This is a genomic window from Paraburkholderia phenazinium (assembly GCF_900141745.1).
GTDB lineage: Bacteria > Pseudomonadota > Gammaproteobacteria > Burkholderiales > Burkholderiaceae > Paraburkholderia > Paraburkholderia phenazinium_B.
In genome coordinates, this window is sequence record NZ_FSRM01000001.1 from 480,479 (window position 1) to 497,448 (window position 16,970).

General features: G+C 63.8%; 16 protein-coding genes. 7 read left to right on the top strand and 9 right to left on the bottom strand.

The annotated features are described in order from the left end of the window. Window positions 1–95 precede the first annotated feature (95 nt). The 4 genes from BUS06_RS02330 to BUS06_RS02345 form a co-directional block, all read right to left on the bottom strand. Entirely contained in the window at window positions 96–1,331 is a 1,236-nt protein-coding gene (locus BUS06_RS02330) for a multifunctional CCA addition/repair protein (RefSeq protein WP_074262804.1), read from the bottom strand. Then, window positions 1,328–1,975, bottom strand: coding sequence for a glutathione S-transferase family protein (locus BUS06_RS02335; RefSeq protein WP_074262805.1), 648 nt, complete (start codon window positions 1,973–1,975; stop codon window positions 1,328–1,330). Before BUS06_RS02335 ends, BUS06_RS02330 begins: the two co-directional genes overlap by 4 nt. Before the next feature lie 28 nt (window positions 1,976–2,003). Continuing rightward, the gene (locus tag BUS06_RS02340) at window positions 2,004–2,957 is read right to left on the bottom strand and encodes a complex I NDUFA9 subunit family protein (protein WP_074262806.1); all 954 of its coding nucleotides are present in this window, start codon (window positions 2,955–2,957) and stop codon (window positions 2,004–2,006) included. A gap of 73 nt (window positions 2,958–3,030) precedes the next feature. Then, on the bottom strand, window positions 3,031–5,001 hold the full coding sequence (locus tag BUS06_RS02345; RefSeq protein ID WP_074262807.1) for a lytic transglycosylase domain-containing protein: 1,971 nt from the start codon (window positions 4,999–5,001) through the stop codon (window positions 3,031–3,033). Between the two features lie 77 nt (window positions 5,002–5,078). Between BUS06_RS02345 and BUS06_RS02350 the strand changes: the two genes are divergently transcribed. Continuing rightward, entirely contained in the window at window positions 5,079–5,633 is a 555-nt protein-coding gene (locus BUS06_RS02350; protein WP_254368721.1) for a 5-formyltetrahydrofolate cyclo-ligase, read from the top strand. A 67-nt stretch (window positions 5,634–5,700) separates the two neighbouring features. Here BUS06_RS02350 and BUS06_RS02355 read toward each other — a convergent pair whose 3' ends face one another. Beyond that, window positions 5,701–6,213 carry a winged helix DNA-binding protein gene (locus tag BUS06_RS02355; RefSeq protein WP_074262808.1) on the bottom strand — a complete coding sequence of 171 codons (513 nt, stop codon included), beginning with the start codon at window positions 6,211–6,213 and terminating at the stop codon, window positions 5,701–5,703. A 234-nt stretch (window positions 6,214–6,447) separates the two neighbouring features. On the opposite strand from BUS06_RS02355, the gene pxpB reads away from it, so the two are divergent. The 6 genes from pxpB (at window position 6,448) to BUS06_RS02385 (ending at window position 12,858) form a co-directional block, all read left to right on the top strand. Next, window positions 6,448–7,101, top strand: coding sequence for a 5-oxoprolinase subunit PxpB (gene pxpB / locus BUS06_RS02360; RefSeq protein ID WP_074262809.1), 654 nt, complete (start codon window positions 6,448–6,450; stop codon window positions 7,099–7,101). Beyond that, on the top strand, window positions 7,098–8,150 hold the full coding sequence (locus BUS06_RS02365) for a 5-oxoprolinase subunit C family protein (protein ID WP_074262810.1): 1,053 nt from the start codon (window positions 7,098–7,100) through the stop codon (window positions 8,148–8,150). Before pxpB ends, BUS06_RS02365 begins: the two co-directional genes overlap by 4 nt. An 18-nt stretch (window positions 8,151–8,168) precedes the next feature. Continuing rightward, window positions 8,169–8,921, top strand: coding sequence for a 5-oxoprolinase subunit PxpA (gene pxpA, locus BUS06_RS02370; protein ID WP_074262811.1), 753 nt, complete (start codon window positions 8,169–8,171; stop codon window positions 8,919–8,921). Window positions 8,922–9,141: 220 nt separating this feature from the next. Next, entirely contained in the window at window positions 9,142–9,885 is a 744-nt protein-coding gene (locus BUS06_RS02375; protein WP_074262812.1) for a DUF969 domain-containing protein, read from the top strand. Next, window positions 9,882–10,838, top strand: a complete 957-nt coding sequence (locus BUS06_RS02380; RefSeq protein ID WP_074262813.1) for a DUF979 domain-containing protein — start codon at window positions 9,882–9,884, stop codon at window positions 10,836–10,838. The genes BUS06_RS02375 and BUS06_RS02380 overlap by 4 nt, the downstream gene beginning before the upstream one ends. A gap of 226 nt (window positions 10,839–11,064) precedes the next feature. Further along, a complete protein-coding gene (locus BUS06_RS02385; RefSeq protein WP_074262814.1) occupies window positions 11,065–12,858 on the top strand; it encodes a tetratricopeptide repeat protein in 1,794 nt (597 codons plus the stop codon). 32 nt (window positions 12,859–12,890) lie between these two features. Here the strand turns inward: BUS06_RS02385 and BUS06_RS02390 are convergent, their stop codons facing one another. From BUS06_RS02390 to BUS06_RS02405, 4 genes are read right to left on the bottom strand one after another with little or no spacing between them, the layout of a single operon-like run. Beyond that, window positions 12,891–14,039, bottom strand: coding sequence for a TraB/GumN family protein (locus tag BUS06_RS02390; protein ID WP_074262815.1), 1,149 nt, complete (start codon window positions 14,037–14,039; stop codon window positions 12,891–12,893). Then, window positions 14,032–15,051: a peptide ABC transporter ATP-binding protein gene (locus tag BUS06_RS02395; protein WP_074262816.1), complete on the bottom strand. Its 1,020-nt coding sequence runs from the start codon at window positions 15,049–15,051 to the stop codon at window positions 14,032–14,034. The genes BUS06_RS02390 and BUS06_RS02395 overlap by 8 nt, the downstream gene beginning before the upstream one ends. After that, complete coding sequence (locus BUS06_RS02400; protein ID WP_074262817.1) at window positions 15,048–16,052, bottom strand: ABC transporter ATP-binding protein; 1,005 nt, start codon at window positions 16,050–16,052, stop codon at window positions 15,048–15,050. The genes BUS06_RS02395 and BUS06_RS02400 overlap by 4 nt, the downstream gene beginning before the upstream one ends. Beyond that, complete coding sequence (locus BUS06_RS02405; protein WP_074262818.1) at window positions 16,053–16,970, bottom strand: ABC transporter permease subunit; 918 nt, start codon at window positions 16,968–16,970, stop codon at window positions 16,053–16,055. It lies immediately after the preceding gene.

Consider the following 16,970-nt stretch of genomic DNA (forward strand, 5'->3'; position numbering starts at 1 on the left):
CCGCACAGGGGCGAAGCTAATAGACCACTAACAAAGCAAGGAAAGGCCAACACCATAGTAAAACCACCAAAGCGCCGCGCAGGCAAAAAAAACCCCTACTCCCCAAGAGCAACAGCCACAACCCGAACCCTCTCCCTCTGCACAGCCTCCCTAATAAGCTCAGTCCGATCCCCAACCCCCTTAGCAATAGCCCCAGCATCAACAGCCCGCGCAGCGACAAGAGCGACTCTTAAGCGTTCAGCCTGAGGATAACCCCGAGCCTCAAACCCAAGCCGCCCGCGGGCATCCGACTCACATGCCTGCAAAGCCTCAGCAAACCGCCCAGGTTTCCGAATCGCATCACACCGCTCGAGCAGCCGCACAACCCCAGCAGCACCCGTCTCCATGACCCGATGAATATTCCCATGCTCCCGGGCAACGAGAAGCGCCAGATCCCGACACTCATTCGGCACCCGCAACCGCTCGCACAACGGCTTAAGCAAATCCACACTCCGCCCTTCATGCCCAATATGCCGCGGCAAAACATCCTCAGGCGTCGTCGCCTTCCCCAGATCATGCGTCAACGCAGCAAACCGCACCGCCAACGCATACCCCTGCGCCGCGGCATGATCCACCACCATCATCACATGCACCCCCGTATCCACCTCAGGGTGATAATCCGCCCGCTGCGGCACGCCATACAACGCGTCGATCTCCGGCAAAATCCGGGCAAGCGCCCCGCATTCGCGCAACACCTCGAACATCCGCGATGGCCGCTTCTCCATCAGCCCGCGTGACACCTCCTGCCAGACCCGCTCGGCCACCAGCGCGTCCACCTCACCCGCCTCCACCATCTTGCGCATCAGCGTCATCGTTTCCGGCGCCACCGTGAAATCGGTGAAACGCGCCGCAAAGCGCGCCACCCGCAAGATCCGCACAGGGTCTTCCAGGAACGCATCGCTCACATGCCGAAACACGCGCGCCTGCAAATCCGCCTGACCGTTGAACGGGTCGATCACTGGTCCGGTCAGTACGCCGTCCGGGCGCACTTCGCGTGCCATCGCGTTGATCGTCAGATCGCGTCGCGCCAGGTCCTCTTCGAGCGTTACGTCCGGTGCGTAGAAAAACTGGAAACCGTGGTAGCCAGCCGCTGTCTTGCGTTCGGTGCGCGCAAGCGCGTACTCCTCGTGCGTCTGTGGATGCAGGAACACCGGGAAGTCCTTGCCGACCGGACGGTAGCCCTGCGACACCATCTGCTCCGGCGTCGCGCCCACCACCACGTAGTCGCGGTCCTGGACCGGCACGCCCAGCAACTCGTCGCGAATCGCACCGCCTACTGCGTAGATATTCATTCGGGTATTTCGTAAACAGGGATCACGTGGGTCTCGCGCTGCGCGTCTTCAATCCAGGCGCGCACCGCCGGCTGTTGCGTCACGCGCCGCGCGTACGCCGCCGCTGTGTCGGACAGCGCTGGCTGCCACGTGTTAAAGCGCATCACGACCGGCGCGTACATTGCGTCCGCAATGCCGAACTCGCCGAACAGAAACGGGCCGCCATGACGCTCGATGCAACTGCTCCAGATCGCGTCGACGCGCGCGATATCCGCCAGTGCACTCGGCGTCGCGCCCTTGCCAGCAAACGACGCGCGTATGTTCATCCACATGTTCGAGCGCAGATCGCCAAAGCCCGAATGCATCTCGGCGCTGATGCTGCGCGCCTCGGCACGCTGCGCCGCGTCGCGCGGCCACATCGCGTGCTGCGGAAAGCGCTCGGCGAGCGTCTCGGCAATCGCCAGCGAGTCCCACACCGACAGACCATCGTCGCCCACCAGACAAGGCACTCTGCCCGACGGCGAATGCTCGAGGATCGCCGCCCGCGCGCCGGCTTCAAACAACTCGATACACACCTCGTCGAATGGAATGCCGAAGTGCTTCAGCAACACCCACGGACGCATCGACCACGAGGAATAGTTCTTGTCACCGATCAGAAGTTTCATGCTTCAGGTAAAGGAACAAAAGAAACGTTTAACGCCCCGCGCTCGCGCGGAATGTGTTGAAGCGCGAGCGCAAGGACGCGTCCGTCAGATACACGGGCGCAATCGTCTCGATGGCAGCCGGTTCGATCCCCAACTCCGGCGCGAGCGGGCCGCTCAGCACGCTCGGCACTTTCATCGAATCGAGATTGTCGCGCGAGATCAGTGGCTCACCCGGCGCCATTTCGAAGCTCAACGCCTGCAGCCGCGCCAGCGCGCTCGGCAGCCGCATGATTCGCGCGTGGCGGCCGATCACATCGCCGCAATACTGCACCAGTTGCTCCAGCGTATAGACGGTCGGGCCACCGAGTTCATAAGTGCGGCCGGTGGCGGCATCGAGATCGAGCACGTTGAGAATCGCCTTCGCGACGTCGCCGACAAACACCGGCTGGAACTGCGCGTCCGGCGACGCCAGCGGAATCACCGGGAACACACGTTGCAGGAACGCGAACTGATTGAGGAACCTGTCCTCCGGACCGAATACCACAGAGGGCCGGAAAATCGTCGTCGCCAGCGTCGACGCATGCACCGCCTTTTCCCCGTCACCCTTGGAGCGCAGGTACATACTCGGCCCGTTCGGGTCCGCGCCTAGCGCACTGACATGAATCAGCCGGTGCGCACCCTTGCCTTCGCAGGCGGCTACGATTCTGGTCGGCAACTCGACGTGCATCCTCGCGAACTCGGGACCGTACGGTGTGCCGCGCCCGCCATGCAATGTGCCGACCAGGTTGATCACCGCGTCGGCGCCTTCCAGGAAGCGCGCAAGCTGCACCGGATCGAACACGTCGGCTTCGATCACGTCGATGGGCAACAGGGTGAGGTGACGGGCGTTGTAGCGTCGACGGGTGGCAATGCGCACGTCTTTGCCGAGCTCGACGAGCGCGTTGACAAGATGGCTGCCGATAAAACCGGAGCCACCGATAATCGCAATGGCTTGATGTCGCATTTCCGACTCCCTGGTGGAGCCGCGGCAACGGCTGGAGTGAGGCACCGCCGCGGGACGCGCGGCGGCACGACGCTTACGGCGCGATATAACCTAGACGCGCCTTCAGCGATTGCGGACGGCCTTCAAACAACGCCGCATAGTAGACCGTGTTGGACAGCACGTTCTTGACGTAGTCGCGCGTCTCGGTGAACGGAATCGTCTCCGCGAAGACCGCTCCTTCGACCGGATGCGACAGCCCTTCCCGCCACGCCTTTGGCCGGCCCGGCCCGGCGTTGTAGCCGGCGGTAGCGAGCACGGCGGATGCGTCGAACTGATTGTAGATCATCGAAAGGTAGTTGGTACCGAGCAGGATGTTCGTGTCGATATCGTTCATCTGCTCACGCGAAATCGGGCCCAGACCGATCTTCTTCGCCACCAGTTGCGCGGTGCCCGGCATCAGCTGCATCAGGCCGCTGGCGCCCACTTCGGAGCGCGCATTCATGATGAAGCGCGATTCCTGACGGATCAGACCATACGCCCACTCGACATCCAGACCGTTCGACTGGGCATCGCGCTCGACGATGTCGCGGAACGGCGACAGGTAGCGCAGCGAGAAATCGTGTTCGGTCTTGGTGCGATCCGCGGTGTTGACAGTGCGGTCATACAACTCGATGCGGCGCGCGTATTCCGCAACGGCAAGCAGTTGGCGATCGGACATGGTGCGCAGCGGCCAGTTCCATTCGCGGTTGCCTTCGAGGCGCAAATTGAGCTGATAGAAGCGTTGCGCGAGTGCCAGGCCCGGCGTATTCGCCGCCTGCTGCACTTCGGCGTCGCTCACCGCGGTCTTCGCCGGCACCGTGATCTTCTGGCCCAGTTCTTCCAGCGCGAGTTGCCCGTAGAAGTTATAGCCCGACGAGATCGTGGCGAATTCCTGGTTGGCCTGGTCTGTCTGACCCGCCTCCTTGAGCGCACGAGCGTGCCAGTACACCCACGACGGCTGGCTGCGCAGCGCAGCCGGCATCTGTTCGATCGACCAGCGCACCATCGTCCAGTCACCCGCCAGCAGCGCGCTGCGGGTGCGCCACTCGTAAGCCGGATTCGACAGCAGCGGCGCATTCGCCGACAGCCGGTACCAGTCCACCGCCGTCGACATCTGCTTGGCGGCCGCCTCGTAGGCAATCGTGCCCCAGCCGATCGCACGCTCCGGCGAACTCAGCGACGGCGCCACCGACGCGAAGGTGGCCGCGGCCATGGCCGGGTCGTTGCGCGCCATCCGCGTGATGGCCAGCAAGGCCAGCTGATGCGACTGCGGATCGGGCCCGACGCCGCGCGCCAGCAATAGCGGCGGCGCGCTCGACGCCTGATCGAACAGCGCCGGATCGGGGCGCTGGTTGCCGAGCGCATCGACCAGCTTGTTGCCGGTGTTGGGGTAGTTCTGTTCGTAAGCGAGACGAATCTGCTGCCAGACGTCGTCGGCGCTGAACTGCTGGTTCGTGGCGAGCGCCGTCACCAGGTCGACGCAGCCGTCGCCATACCACTTCGGGTCGACGAGCAGCGCGCGCGCCGCGTCCGCGACGTTCTCACCGTGCGCCGCGCGCGATTCGAGCGCGTAGCACTTGACCTGCGTGTCGTCGTTCAGCACGAAGCGCGCGTATTGCTGGTCGAAGTTGTTCCAGTCGTGGCGCGAACCGAGCACCACCAGGTAGTCGTTGCGCAGCCGGTCGGCGATCGCCTGGCCGTCGTACTTTTGCAGGAACGACAACACCTCGGCGTCCGGCACAGTGAGACTCGGATGTCCGCTCGAATCGAACAGTTGCGGCTTGAGCTGGAAGTACTCCACATAGCCCGGCGCCGGATAATCCGGAATCATCGCCGCCAGTTGCGCTGCGCGCGCAACATCGTTATTGCGCGCCGCTTCGCGCAACTGCACGAAAATCTGATCGTCGTTGGAGAGTTGCGATACCGGTACAGGCTTGACCGCGGAAGCAGTGCTGCACGCGACGAGTGCCGCCGCGGCCAGCGCAAGACCGACCGCGCGATATACTCGAAAGAGGCGTTTTGACATCGTTGTTTCTGGAGCGCGAATTGAGCCAAAGCATAGCACGCAACCCCCTGCCGGAATCGAAAAACGCGCTCCGTAAAATGTTGCTGAAAACACGGCTGGATGCGGCCCTCGAGCCTGCCGCCCAGGAGGCGTTGAGCCGCCGCATGCTCGATACATTGAAACACCATGAACCCGCGTGTGTCGGCTTTTACTGGCCGCTGCCGGGCGAGTTCGACGCGCGTGCGGCGATCGCTATCTGGCTCGTGCTCGGCGCGCATCGTCAGGCGAGCCTGCCCGTCATTACGAACCATGGCGAGGCGCTGCAGTTCCGGGCCTGGGCGCCGGACACACCGATGAAAGTCGGTCATCACCGGATCCCCGAGCCCGACACCGAGCGGGTCGTCACACCCGATCTGCTGTTCGTGCCGTGCGTCGGCTTCGACGTCGAAGGCTACCGGCTCGGCTATGGCGGCGGCTATTACGATCGCACGCTGGCGGCATGGCCCGGCGCGACGCGTCCGGTCACGGTCGGCATAGCCTTTGAAGCCTGCCGCACGGACGCGCTGCAGCACGAAGCCCACGACATCGCGCTGGACCTGATCATCACCGAAGCGACCTGCTATCCGCAGCAGCAACCCAACCCGGCTCAGTAAAAGTCAGATTGGGCAAACCGCCTGAAGCCAGTCAAAGATCGCTAAAGGCCGCCGATTCCAACCGGCCTCACAGCGAAGCCGCCGCCCGCGCCGCCGTGTCGTAAAGGCCCGAGGCGTTGCGCATCAATTGCGCAGCCTCGCCGATCTGCTCATTGGTCAAACCGCTCTCCCTGAGCGTGGCGATCAGGCAGCTTTCGCGCACCTCGCGGTACTTCATGCAGAGGGCACGCCCGGATTCCGTGGCGGAGAAGAACACTTCCTTGCCGGTCTTTTCGCTTTTTACATACCCTCTAGCTACCAGCTTCTTCAATGCGTAGGTGGCAACATGGGTGTCTTCGATGTTCAGCACGAAGCAGATGTCCGCGAGTTTCTTGCGCCGCTCGCGATGGCTCACGTGATGCAGCAGCGACACCTCGATGGCGGTCATATCCTTTTCTCCCGCCGCCGACATGCAACGCACCATCCAGCGGTTGAACGCGTTGCTCGCCATGATGAGCCCGTACTCCAGCTCAGACAACTCCGCGCTAGCTTCAGACACAAGGTGTTCCGAAGAGACGATTTTGGTCGGTTGACGCGACATGACGGGTGCTCTCGATACATGAAAGGAAGTGCTCGAAGTGTACGACGAGCGCCTCATCATGGGTGCCTGGCACAAACGCTTATTGATAAATTGTCGATATCTTATTGATAATGTAGCCTAGTTGTTATGGTTGATGCTCCTGGTGCCGTTATCCAGTCATAGGGCGGTGCGCTTTCACTGCTTCTACCGATTCCAATGTTGCAAGGCTTCCGCTCCAACCCGAATGAATCCGCAATGACGCAACCACGAATCTTCCAGTTCGGCGACGCCGCGCTAGTCTGCGAGGCCCACGCTCCCGCGACGCTCGATTGCCAGCAGCGCGTCTGGGCGGTGGCCGAGGCCGCACGCGGCTGGCCGCATGTGCTCGAGGTCGTACCCGGCATGAACAACCTGACCATCATGTTCGATCCGCTGGAAGCAGACCGCGCCGCACTCACCAGGTTGCTGGAAGCGGCCTGGGACGCCCCGGGTGAGGCGCCTTCCGCCGGCCGCGAGGTCGAGATTCCAGTGCAGTACGGCGGCGAATTCGGCCCTGACCTGCAGGCGGTGGCGAATCACACAGGGCTGTCGGCGAAAGAGGTGGTCGCGCGTCATACGGCCGGCGAATACGTGGTGTTTTTCCTCGGCTTCCAACCCGGCTTCGCCTATATGGGCGGTCTCGAGAAGGCGCTGCACACCCCGCGCCGCTCGTCGCCGCGGGTTGAGGTGCCGGCGGGGTCGGTGGGGATTGGCGGCGAGCAGACCGGCATCTATCCGGCTACATCGCCTGGCGGCTGGCAACTGATCGGCCGCACCTCCGTGCCCCTGTTCGATCCGGCGCGCTCGCCGCCCACCCTGCTGCAACCGGGCGACCGGGTGCGCTTCACCGTGGCGGGGATCACAGCATGATCGACGTGATTCGCGCGGGTCTTCTGACCACGGTTCAGGATCTCGGACGGCATGGCTACCGGCATCTCGGCGTGGCCATGGGCGGCGCGCTCGACCGGCTCTCGCTCGAAGTGGGCAACCGCCTCGTCGGCAACCGGCCCGACGCTGCAGGCCTCGAGGTCACCTTTGGACCGACCGTGCTACGCTTTCCGCGTGCCACCCGGGTCGCGATTACCGGTACCGAGTTCGGCGCCACGCTCGACGGCAAGCCCGTCTATTCATGGTGGAGCCTGCCAGTCCAGGCCGGTCAGGAATTGACGTTGCAAGCGGCCAGGCGCGGCATGCGCGGCTACGTCTGCATCGCCGGCGGAATCGACGTGCTGCCGATGCTTGGCTCGCGCAGCACCGACCTCGCCGGTCATTTCGGCGGCCTCGGTGGCCGCGCATTGCGCGACGGCGACCGGCTGCCGGTCGGCGTGCCCTCGTCACGCGCTGGCGCGAGCTTTAGTCCGCAAGCCCCCGAATTCGGCGTCAAGGCGCCCAGCTGGTGCAAATTCGTGCTGGTTCATGAACCTTTGCGTCGCGGCCGGCATCCATCTGGTGTGGCGTGGGCAGTACCGATTCGCGTGCTGCATGGACCCGAGTACGATCAATTTCCCGCCAGCGCTCACGAGGCGTTCTGGTCGGACGAATGGCTTGTGACGCCCAACAGCAATCGCATGGGCTACCGGCTTTCCGGCACCGAACTCCAGCGCGCGCACAAGACCGATCTGCTGTCGCATGCGGTGATGCCGGGGACGATCCAGGTGCCGCCGAACGGCCAGCCGATCGTGTTACTGAGCGATGCGCAGACCACCGGCGGTTATCCGAAGATCGGCGCGGTCATCCAGGCCGACCTGTGGAAGCTCGCCCAGGTGCGCCTGAACAGCGCGATCCGTTTCATCCCGACGACGCCTCAGGAGGCGCGTCACGCTTTACTCGAAGAACGGGCGTATCTGCGGCAGATCGATGCCGCGATCGCGATGCATGAGGAACGCTGCGCACGCCAGCCGGCGCTGGCAGTGTCGTGAGACCAAGTAGAGGAAATTATGGAAATCGATTTGAATGCCGATCTCGGCGAGGGCTGCGGCTCCGATGAGGCGCTGCTCGACCTCGTCAGTTCGGCCAATATTGCGTGCGGTTGGCACGCGGGCGGCGCCAATGCGATGCATGACTGCGTTCGGTGGGCCGTCGCGAAAGGCGTGTCGATTGGCGCGCATCCGAGCTTCAACGATCCGGAAAACTTCGGCCGCAAGGAAATGGACTTGCCCGCCAACGAGATCTACGCGGGCGTGCTGTACCAGCTCGGCGCGCTCTCGGCGATTGCTCAGGCCGAAGGTGGCCGCATCGCGCACGTCAAGCCGCACGGCGCGCTCTACAACCAGGCCGCGCGCGACCCGAAGATCGCCGACGCGATCGTCTCGGCGGTGCACGATTTCGATCCGTCCGTGGCCGTGTTCGCGCTTGCCAATAGCGGCCTCGTGACGGCCGCCCGCGAAGCAGGCCTCGTCGCCATTGAGGAAGTGTTCGCCGACCGCGGCTATCGCGCCGACGGCTCCCTCGTTCCGCGCAAGGAGCCAGGTGCGCTGCTCGATGACGAAGAGGAAGTGCTCGAACGCACCCTCACGATGGTGCGCGAGCAACGCGTGCAGGCCGTGGATGGCCACTGGGTACCGCTCAATGCACAGACCATCTGCCTGCACGGCGACGGTCCGCATGCGCTGGCGTTTGCGCGTCGCATCCGCAGCGCGCTCGAAAGCGCCGGCATCGAGGTTCACGCGGCCAACGCCGTACGCGCGTGAGCCCGAGCGGCTGAAGCCACAGCGACTGAAGAGTCCGTAACGCCCCGCCTCGTGCGGGGCGTTTGCCAGGCGCAGTACCCACAGCAGTAAATGACAGCAGCAAGTCAGTGACGCCGCCAGCCAGAGCGGCGCACAGCAAGACGGCGCAGGGGATATGCACGCGCCTCCCCACGTTAGCCGCGATCAGCGGCAAGGTTAGCAACCCCGTTTGGAGATCCTGATGCAGACAGCAGTCAACTTATGGCCGCTTATTGGCGTGGCCGTGATCATTGTCGGTTTTGTGTTGCGCTTTAATCCGATGCTGATCGTGGCCGCCGCCGCTATCGTCACCGCGCTGGCCGCGCACTTTCCACCCGAGAAAATCCTTGCCGCCATCGGCACGGGCTTTATCAAGACCCGCAATATCCCCGTGATCCTGCTGCTGCCGTTGGCGGTGATCGGCCTGCTCGAACGGCACGGTCTGCGCGAACGGGCGCAAACGTGGATCGCGGGCATCCGCGCGGCCACGGCCGGACGCCTGCTGATCGTCTATCTGCTGGTGCGCGAACTGACGGCGGCCGTCGGCCTGACCGGTCTCGGCGGTCATCCGCAGATGGTGCGTCCGCTGATCGCGCCGATGACCGAGGGCGCCGCCGAAACCCGCTACGGCAAGCTCACCGACGCAGTGCGCTACCGCCTGCGTGCGTTCGCGGCCGCCACCGACAACGTCGGCCTGTTTTTCGGCGAGGACGTCTTTGTTGCGTTCGGTGCGATCGTGCTGATGACCACTTTCCTGCGCGAGGCCGGCATCGAAGTCGCACCGATGCACGTTGCCGTATGGGGCATCCCCACCGCCATCTGCGCATTCCTGATTCACGGCTTCCGGCTGTATCTGCTCGATCGCAGCCTCGAGCGTGAACTGGGCCGCAACGCAGCGTCGAACGCCGCTGCGCAAACCCCGTCTGCGAAGGGAGACGAGGCATGACACTCACTATCAACTATCTGTTCTGGCTGGTCGGCATCGTGCTGCTGATCGTCGGCGGCATGATCCTCACCGACAAGGAACACCCGCGCCGTTTTAGCAGCGGCGGTTTCTGGATCCTGTACGCGCTGATCTTCCTGATTGGCGACCTGATTCCGCCGTCGATCGTCGGCGTGCTGGTGATCGTGATGGCGCTGGTCGCGGGGTTCGGTGGCGTGACGGCGGCCAAGCCCAAGGTGCTGTCGCCCGAAGCCCGTCAGGCCAGTGCCACGCGCCTCGGCAACAAGCTGTTCATTCCCGCGCTGACGATTCCGGTCGTCACCGTCGTGATCACGCTGGCGGCGAGCTATCTGATCTTCGGCGGCAAGCCCCTGATCGACCCGAAGAATGTCACGCTGATCGGCTTCGGTATTGGCTGCGTGATTGCCCTTGCAGTTGCATGCGTGATGACGCGCGATACGGTCGGCCAGTCGATGAAGGAAGCACGCCGCCTCGTCGATGCGCTCTCGTGGGCCGCGGTCCTGCCGCAGATGCTGGGCATGCTCGGCCTCGTGTTCTCCGACGCGGGCGTCGGCAAGGCCGTCGCGCATGTGACGACGGCCTATATCAACCTCGACTACCGCTTCGTCGCGGTGGCCGTGTACTGCATCGGCATGGCGGTGTTCACGATGGTGATGGGCAACGGCTTCGCCGCTTTCCCGGTGATGACCGGCGGAGTGGGCGTGCCGATTCTGGTCGGCGTGTTCCACGGCAATCCGGCGGTAATGGTTGCGATCGGCATGTTCTCGGGCTACTGCGGCACACTGATGACGCCGATGGCCGCGAACTTCAACATGGTGCCGGTCGCGTTGCTCGAACTGCCGGACAAGAACGCGGTGATCAAGGTGCAGGTGCCCACGGCATTGTCGCTGCTGGTGGTGAATATCCTGTTGCTGAACTACCTGATGTTTCTGTAGGACTCGCCGCGCCCGCGGCTAGGTGAGGTGACTCCGCAAGCGACCTGGCGCGGCAATTTTGCGACAGCAAGATGCCGCGCCAACCCTTGCCGGGACGCCCTGTCGCGGCAAATTAGGATGCGTCTGATCGAACCGGAAGAGCTTGAGACATAAGCTGGTCGATGTTCTCTCATCAACCAGCCGGCGCACGCAACATGCAGGCGCCGACGCTCTCAAGCAGGTTCTCATGGAACAGCATCTCCATCTGGGTGACGCGCGCCACGAAGCGGCTGCACCGACCTACATCGACGCTCTGCTCGCCGCCGCGCTCGATGCCCATCAGGCGGGTCATCTCGATCAGGCCGCACCGTTGTATCAGGAAGCGCTGACAATCAACCCGGTTCACGCCGGCGCGCTGCATTACTTCGGCGTCCTGCATCATCAACGGCGCGATCACGCAGCGGCGGCCGCACTGCTGGATCATGCGCTCGAAATCGAACCTGCCAATGCGGCGTGCTGGAGCAACCGCGGTCTCGTCGCCGCAGCGCTCGGTCGCTACGACGAGGCACAACGATGCTACTGGCAGGCACTGCAACTGCAGCCTGACTTCGCCGACGCACGCAATAACCTCGGCGTTACGCTGCAGGCGCAAGGCGAGCATGAAGCCGCGGTGCGTCAGTATCGCGAGGCCGTGGCGCTCAATCCGTCGCTGGTAGACGCTCACCTGAATCTTGGCACCGCGCTCGCCAAACTCGAGCACTATGACGAAGCGCTCGCATGCTACGAACAGGCCCTCGCGCTCGATCCGTATTCCGCCGACGCTCACTTCAATGCTGGCAACGCGCTGACCGCAAAGGGCAACAGCGCGGCAGCTATTGCGCGCTTTCGACGTGCGATCGAACTGCGACCCGCCTTTGCGCAGGCGCACGTGAATCTGGGCAGTGCGACCGGCAAGCTGGGGAACTACGCCGAGGCTGAGCAGCAGTACCGCCACGCGGTTGCTCTGCAGCCGAACCCGACCAATCTGGTGTGTCTCGGCGGATCGCTCGGTGCGCAAGGACGCCTCGACGAAGAGGAAGTGTTTTATCGCCACGCGCTCGCAATCGATCCCGGCTACGTCGACGCTCATCAGAATCTCGCATGGCTGCTGCTCAAGCGCGGCGACTACAAGCAAGGCTGGGTGGAATTCGCGAAACGTTGGCGCCCGCAAGATTACGCGGCGATCGCAGTGGGCGGCGTGCCGGAATGGCACGGTGAACCGCTCGATGGCCGTAGCGTGCTGCTGGTCGGCGACCAGGGCTTCGGCGATCAGCTGCAGTTTTTGCGTTTCGCGCGCGTGCTTGAAGAGCTTGGCGCCACAGTCGATGTTTGCGTGCGCGAACCGCTAGTGCCGCTTGCGGAGCGCGTGCCGGGAGTCCATCGCGCGTGGAGCGGCAAAGCCGGCGGGCGTTACGACTTCTGGGCGCCGCTGATGAGCGTGCCATCATGCGTTGGCACCGAGATCGCGACGATTCCCGCTGACATGCCGTATGTTTTCGCTGAGCAGACGAAGATCGAAGCGTGGCGTGAGCGCGTAGAAGCGGTGGCTGGCCCGCGTCGCAAGATCGGGCTGGTGTGGGCTGGCAGTCCGACCTTCGGCAATGATCGCTATCGGTCGATGCGCCTCGAAAATTTCGCGCCACTCGGTGAACTGAAGGACATCGCCTGGTTCTCGTTGCAGAAGGGACCGGCTGAAGCGCAGCTCGTCGACGCGCCGGAAACATTCCGGCCGCACAACGTCGCCGCTGACCTGCGCGATTTCACCGAAACCGCCGCGCTGATCATGAACCTGGATCAAGTGATCGCAGTCGATACCGGCGTCGCGCATCTGACGGGCGCATTGGGCAAACCGGTGTGGGTAATGCTGCCAGCGAACTCGGACTGGCGCTGGCTGGAAAATCGCAGCGACTCACCGTGGTATCCGTGCGCGCGGTTGTTCAGGCAAGCAGTGCTGGGGGACTGGACGCCGGTAACGGCAAGTGTGGTTGAAGCGCTGCGATAAACCAGACAAACGATCGCGTCACGTTCGCCTCCTCACCCCGCCTCCACCACAAACCCGTGCTGCCGCAACAACTGCAGCACGCCCTTCGGCCCACCCAGATGCAACGCCCCGATCGCCACGAACACCGGCTTGTTCGGTCCGGCAATCAACAACATCCTCGCAACGAAACGCCGGTTCCGTTCGTACACAATCCTGTTATCAATCGAATCGGACACGCGCTTGTCGCGCGCCAGCACTTCCGACTTGGCCGCCTGCCACGCGGCAATCGCGTCCGCATCGCCCACCTGCCAGAGCCTGTGTAACGTTTGCACATCGGCGAGATTTTCGGCCGGCGTCTGCACCAGGTCCTGCGCCAGCATCTCGCGCTGCTGCGCGGACGACAAACTGGTGAACGAGCGCATCTGTTCCCCAAGCGTCTCGAGACCGACAATCTTGCCGCGCGTGCGCAGATAGACGTTCTGCAACTGCGCCTCGGTACCGTATTCGGTCTGCAGCCCCGCACTCAGGGAATCGTAGGTTTCAACCAGCAGCGAAGCGAGCCACGGCCGCATTCTCTTGATCTCATCGAGCGCCGCCGGGTTGCCGCGCAAGCGGACTTCGAGCTTGTGCCAGAGCGATTCCGGCAAATACTTCGGCAGGCACGCGCTGCGGCACACACCGTACTTCGACACGTCATCCTGCGACACCAGCAGGTCGTCCGGCGACAACTCCAGCGCCAGCGTCGGGGAAGCGGCCAGCGCAGCCAGAATCTGCGGCCGGAACGGCTTGCCCGGCGGATAGTCAGCCGGGTCGCCGACGTGCAGTGTTCCGAGCAGATAGATCGTAGTGGAGCCACGCGTGGCGACGTAGAACGGCATGCGCGCCGGTTGCGCGCGGACCGCGCCGCCGGTCGTCGTACTGGATGCTGGCGGCGGATTAAAACCGGGCAGTGTCGCCCGCGGCTGCCCGGGCGAAGCAGGGGCTGCGGGGACCGGCAGGTTCGGCCGTCCGTTTTGCGCCGGGGAAGTCGCAGCCGCGCCCGCAGCAGATGCCGTGGCGGCCGGCCAAGCAGAAACGAGTGAGACGCCAGCAAGCGTGGCACAACCCAGCAGCCACGCTCGCCAGCGCCGCGCGAAAACGGCGTCACAGCCGCCTCCACGCAGACGGCGCGCAGGACGACGCGCCGCCAACGTTTCAGGCATCCACGTCCCCCACCTCCTCGGCCCGGTGACACGACACCTGACGCCCATCCACTTCGCGCAGCTTCGGTTCTTCACTGCGGCAACGCTCGATCGCATACGGGCAGCGTTGATGGAACGTGCAACCCGAGGGCGGATTGAGCGGCGACGGCATCTCACCTTGCAGCTTGATCTTGATCGTGCGATCCGCCTCGAAGATCGACGGCGTCGCCGACATCAGCGCCCGCGTATACGGATGACGCGGATTCGTAAAGACCCGTTTCTTGTCGCCCAGTTCGACCACGCCGCCGAAGTACATCACCATCACATCGTCGGCGATATGCTCCACCACCGACAGGTTGTGCGAAATAAACACATAGCTGGTCTTGAACTGCTCCTGCAGATCCATGAACAGATTGAGAATCTGCGCCTGGATCGAGACATCGAGCGCGGACACCGGTTCATCGGCCACGACGATCTGCGGATCGAGAATCATCGCGCGCGCAATCGCCACGCGCTGACGCTGGCCACCCGAGAACATATGCGGATAGCGTTTGGCGTGCTCCGGCCGCAGGCCCACCGTGCGCATCATCTGTGCAATACGCTCGGCGCGATCGCTCGCGCTCAACTGCGTATTGATGGCGAGCGGCTCGCCGAGCGTCTGCTCGACGGTCTTGCGCGGATTCAACGACGCAAACGGGTTCTGGAACACCATCTGCACGCGCCGGCGCAATGCCGCGACCTTCGCGTGATCGGCGCCGGCAACGTCTTCACCGTCGATCATCAGTCGGCCGGCGGTCGGTCCTTCGATCATCGTGAGCTGGCGCGCGAGCGTCGACTTGCCGCAACCGGACTCACCGACGACCGCCAGCGTCTTGCCGCGGTCGAGCGAAAACGACACGCCGTTCAACGCCTTCACCGTGCCGCGGCCGAACATGCCGCGCTTCACCGAGTAATGCCGCGCCAGCTGATCGGCAACCAGCACGTGATCGCCCGCCTGACCCGTCGGGCGGCGCGTTTCGGGTACTGCATTCATCGTGCGCCTCCGTGAGTGTGGATGTTGGCGTCGCCGGTGAGGTTCAACGGCTTGATACAGCGTACCCTGGTTACCTCTGTATGACCTTGCAACGGCCCAAGTGCCGGGCGCGCCTTGGTGCAATCGTCGACCACATACTTGCAGCGCGGTGCGAACAGACACCCTTTGGGCCGGTCGTCGCGGCCCGGCACCATTCCCGGCAACGCGGCCAGCCGCACCGCGCCGACATTGTGCTCGGGAATCGCCGCCAGCAGCGCTTCCGTATACGGATGATGAGGCGCGGCAAAAATATCGGGCACCTTGTTGGTCTCGATCACCTCGCCCGCGTACATCACCGCCACGCGCTGCGCGACTTCGGAGACCACAGCAAGATCGTGCGAAATGAGTACGAGCGCCATGCCGCGTTCCTTCTGCAGCTTCACCAGCAGTTCCATGATCTGCGCCTGGATCGTCACGTCGAGCGCGGTGGTCGGCTCGTCGGCGATCAGCAGCTTCGGATTGCAGGCGACCGCCATCGCGATCATCACGCGCTGATTCATCCCGCCCGACATCTGATGCGGAAACGAAGTGATGCGGTTTTTCGCATCGGGGATGCCAACCTGGTCGAGCAGTTCGATCGTCCGCTGATGCAGCGCGGCGCCGCGCAAGCCTTCATGTAGCTTCAGCACTTCCTTGATCTGATAGCCGACCGTGTAGCTCGGATTCAGACTGGTGAGCGCATCCTGGAACACCATCGCGATGTCTTTGCCGATGATCTTGCGGCGCTCCTTCGGCGAGGCATTCAGCAGATCCTTGCCGTCGAAGCGGATCTCGTCGGCGCTGACCTTGCCCGGTGCGTCGATCAGGCCCATCAGCGCCATCATCGTCACGCTCTTGCCCGAGCCCGATTCGCCCACGACGCCGACGACTTCGCCCGGCGCCACGTCCAGGTCGATCCGGTCGACAGCCGGGAGGCCGTTGAAGTTCACCGCGAGATTTCGGATGGTCAGTAAGTTACTCATTTAAGCCATCCGTTTCAGTTTGGGGTCGAGCGCGTCGCGCAGGCCGTCGCCGAGCAGATTGATCGCCAGCACCGAGATCACGATCGACAAGCCAGGCAAGGTCACGATCCACCACGCGTTATCGATGTAATCACGCGCCGACGCCAGCATCGCCCCCCACTCCGCCGCCGGCGGTTGCACGCCGAGGCCGAGAAAGCCGAGCGCGGCGGCATCGAGAATCGCCGACGAAAAGCCGAGTGTAGCCTGCACGATCAGCGGCGCAGTGCAGTTCGGGAGCACTTGCGAGAACATCAACCGGAAGGTGCCGGCGCCCGCCACGCGCGAAGCCGTCACGTACTCCTTCTGCAACTCGCCGAGCGCAGACGCCCGCGTCAGACGCACATAACCCGGCAACGCGACGATCGCGATAGCGAACATCGTATTGAGGAGCCCCGGACCGATGATCGCCACCACCGCCACCGCAAGCAGCAGCGACGGCAGCGCAAGCAGCACGTCCATGATGCGCATGATCGGCGTATCGGCCCATTTCTCGAAAAACGCGGCGATCAAGCCGAGCACGATACCCGGGATCAGCGCCAGCACGACCGAGACGAAGCCGATCCAGAACGACAGGCGCGCACCGTACATCAGGCGGGACAGGATGTCCCGGCCCGCTTCGTCGGTACCGAGAATGAACTTCCAGTTGCCGCCGTCGAGCCAGGCGGGTGGGATCTTCACGTAGTCGCGGTACTGCTCGATCGGGCTGTGCGGGGCGATCAACGGAGCGAAGATCGCCACGAAGATCAGCAACAGCACCACGACACCGGCCGATACCGCGCCGCGGTTGCGCGAAAAGTTTGCCCAGAACTCACGGGCGGCCAGCGCCCGGCCGCTTGGCGGGGTCACTGACTGGGGGACTGTGTTTTGAATGTCTGCCAC

Bases quoted from the DNA above. Each gene is read 5' to 3' on its own strand.
- BUS06_RS02355 (WP_074262808.1), bottom strand. From the start codon at position 6,213: ATGTCGCGTCAACCGACCAAAATCGTCTCTTCGGAACACCTTGTGTCT.
- BUS06_RS02375 (WP_074262812.1), top strand. From the start codon at position 9,142: ATGCAGACAGCAGTCAACTTATGGCCGCTTATTGGCGTGGCCGTGATC.
- BUS06_RS02380 (WP_074262813.1), top strand. From the start codon at position 9,882: ATGACACTCACTATCAACTATCTGTTCTGGCTGGTCGGCATCGTGCTG.
- BUS06_RS02350 (WP_254368721.1), top strand. From the start codon at position 5,079: ATGTTGCTGAAAACACGGCTGGATGCGGCCCTCGAGCCTGCCGCCCAG.
- pxpA (WP_074262811.1), top strand. From the start codon at position 8,169: ATGGAAATCGATTTGAATGCCGATCTCGGCGAGGGCTGCGGCTCCGAT.
- BUS06_RS02385 (WP_074262814.1), top strand. From the start codon at position 11,065: ATGGAACAGCATCTCCATCTGGGTGACGCGCGCCACGAAGCGGCTGCA.
- BUS06_RS02345 (WP_074262807.1), bottom strand. From the start codon at position 5,001: ATGTCAAAACGCCTCTTTCGAGTATATCGCGCGGTCGGTCTTGCGCTG.
- BUS06_RS02340 (WP_074262806.1), bottom strand. From the start codon at position 2,957: ATGCGACATCAAGCCATTGCGATTATCGGTGGCTCCGGTTTTATCGGC.
- BUS06_RS02335 (WP_074262805.1), bottom strand. From the start codon at position 1,975: ATGAAACTTCTGATCGGTGACAAGAACTATTCCTCGTGGTCGATGCGT.
- BUS06_RS02365 (WP_074262810.1), top strand. From the start codon at position 7,098: ATGATCGACGTGATTCGCGCGGGTCTTCTGACCACGGTTCAGGATCTC.
- BUS06_RS02330 (WP_074262804.1), bottom strand. From the start codon at position 1,331: ATGAATATCTACGCAGTAGGCGGTGCGATTCGCGACGAGTTGCTGGGC.
- BUS06_RS02390 (WP_074262815.1), bottom strand. From the start codon at position 14,039: ATGCCTGAAACGTTGGCGGCGCGTCGTCCTGCGCGCCGTCTGCGTGGA.
- BUS06_RS02400 (WP_074262817.1), bottom strand. From the start codon at position 16,052: ATGAGTAACTTACTGACCATCCGAAATCTCGCGGTGAACTTCAACGGC.
- pxpB (WP_074262809.1), top strand. From the start codon at position 6,448: ATGACGCAACCACGAATCTTCCAGTTCGGCGACGCCGCGCTAGTCTGC.
- BUS06_RS02395 (WP_074262816.1), bottom strand. From the start codon at position 15,051: ATGAATGCAGTACCCGAAACGCGCCGCCCGACGGGTCAGGCGGGCGAT.